Origin of the sequence: Streptomyces sp. NPDC060198, from assembly GCF_042728415.1 — a bacterium.
GTDB lineage: Bacteria > Actinomycetota > Actinomycetes > Streptomycetales > Streptomycetaceae > Streptomyces.
In genome coordinates this window covers 1-1,861 of sequence record NZ_JBHWZJ010000647.1, presented here as the reverse complement: position 1 = coordinate 1,861, position 1,861 = coordinate 1, and the positions used below count along the sequence as shown (strand labels likewise).

The following is a 1,861-nucleotide window of genomic DNA, read 5'->3' as shown; positions in this document are numbered from 1 at the left end:
GGTCTCCGCTGCCGCGACGGGCCGGGCCCGCGTCAGGACGTGGTGAGCGCGGCGGCCATCGCTGCCAGCTGCTCCTTGGGCGCGGAGCCGGTGACCACCGTGGTGGAGCCCTCGGCGTTCAGCACCAGGGCGTCGTACTTCGCACCCTTCCAGTACTGCCACTCCTGACCCGCGACGGTCTCGGTGCGGCCGGTGTCCTCGGCGTCCTGGCTGACGTCGGGGACGTAGGCCTTCACGGGAGTCGTGGACTGCTCCACGGCGACGTACCTGCCGTCCGGGTCGATGAAGCCCAGGTGCCAACTGCTGCCCTCGGCACCGTCGTACGAGACGGAGGTCGCCTTCCAGCCCTCGGGGAGCCCGGACGGGGCGGCCACCGGGTACGGGGCCGCGCGGCGCGCGGTCGCGAGTTCGACGCGGTAGTCGACGGTCCGGACCGGGTCGGCCTTGTCGTCGTGCGGAACGAAGACGTAGATGACGCCGGCCGCGGCGACGATCAACACCAACGACAGGAACATGTCCCGGACTGTCTGCTTGCCTCGCTTGCTTGCCACGGATACATGGTGGCATGCGGCCTCCCGGCAGCCGCCCCGGACCCCGGCCGGTCGCCCGTCGCCGGGGCATGACGGCGGCCCGTCACCGGGCGGTACGGCAAGGTGCGCTCATCCGTGGGGCGCCCTGCTCATTTTATCGGTCTACCGATAGAGTCGAAGCGCGCTCATTTCCGGTCGTCGTCGTACAGAAAGGCGTGCTCCGATGCCCGAGCACCATCTGCCGTCCCAGCTGGAGGTCTCTCCGGAGGCCCCCGACCGCAACCTCGCCCTCGAACTCGTCCGGGTGACCGAGGCCGCCGCCATGGCCGCCGGCCGTTGGGTCGGGCGAGGCGACAAGATCGGCGCCGACGGGGCCGCGGTGAAGGCCATGCGGACCCTCGTCTCCACGGTCTCCATGAACGGTGTGGTCGTGATCGGCGAAGGGGAGAAGGACGAGGCCCCCATGCTCTTCAACGGCGAACGGGTCGGCGACGGCACCGGCGCCGAGGTCGACATCGCCGTGGACCCGATCGACGGCACCACGCTCAATGCCAAGGGCATGCCCAACGCCATCGCGGTACTGGCCGCCGCCGACCGGGGGGCGATGTTCGACCCCTCGGCCGTCTTCTACATGGACAAGCTGGTGACCGGGCCCGAGGCCGCCGACTTCGTCGACATCAACGCACCCGTCGCGGTCAACATCCGGCGCGTCGCGAAGGCGAAGCACTCGACGCCCGAGGACGTCACCGTCGTCGTGCTCGACCGCCCGCGCCACGACGGCATCGTGAAGGAGATCCGGGACACCGGCGCCCGGATCAAGTTCATCTCGGACGGCGACGTGGCCGGCTCGATCATGGCCGCCCGCGAGGGCACCGGCATCGACCTGCTCATGGGCATCGGCGGCACGCCCGAGGGCATCATCTCGGCCTGTGCCATAAAGTGCCTGGGCGGTGTCATCCAGGGCAAGCTCTGGCCGAAGGACGAGGCCGAACGCCGGAAGGCCCTGGACGCCGGGCACGATCTGGACCGGGTGCTGTCGACGGACGACCTGGTCAGCGGCGACAACGTGTTCTTCGTCGCCACCGGGATCACCGACGGCGAGCTGATGCGCGGGGTGCGCTACCGCGCCGAGACCGCCACCACCGAGTCCATCGTGATGCGGTCCAAGTCGGGCACGATCCGCACCATCTCCTCCACGCACCGCCTGTCGAAGCTGCGCGCGTACAGCGCGATCGACTTCGACCGGGCGCAGTAGGACCCGCCCCGGACGGACGGACCCGCACCGACGGATCACCACACCGGGGCGACGCGAAGGGGGCCACCGGGCGGGT

At 70.4% G+C, this 1,861-nt stretch carries 2 protein-coding genes; one reads left to right on the top strand and one right to left on the bottom strand.

All coding sequences use genetic code 11. From position 1 onward, the window contains the following. Positions 1-32: 32 nt before the first annotated feature. Positions 33-551, bottom strand: a complete 519-nt coding sequence (locus ACFWEP_RS34445; RefSeq protein ID WP_387376211.1) for a DUF4245 domain-containing protein — start codon at positions 549-551, stop codon at positions 33-35. Between the two features lie 202 nt (positions 552-753). Here ACFWEP_RS34445 and glpX point away from each other — a divergent pair, with 202 nt between their 5' ends. Then, positions 754-1,785, top strand: coding sequence for a class II fructose-bisphosphatase (gene glpX, locus ACFWEP_RS34440; RefSeq protein WP_387376209.1), 1,032 nt, complete (start codon positions 754-756; stop codon positions 1,783-1,785). Positions 1,786-1,861 lie beyond the last annotated feature (76 nt).

What these genes read in the sequence shown, in the direction of transcription:
- glpX (WP_387376209.1), top strand. Translation starts at nt 754, where the DNA reads ATGCCCGAGCACCATCTGCCGTCCCAGCTGGAGGTCTCTCCGGAGGCC.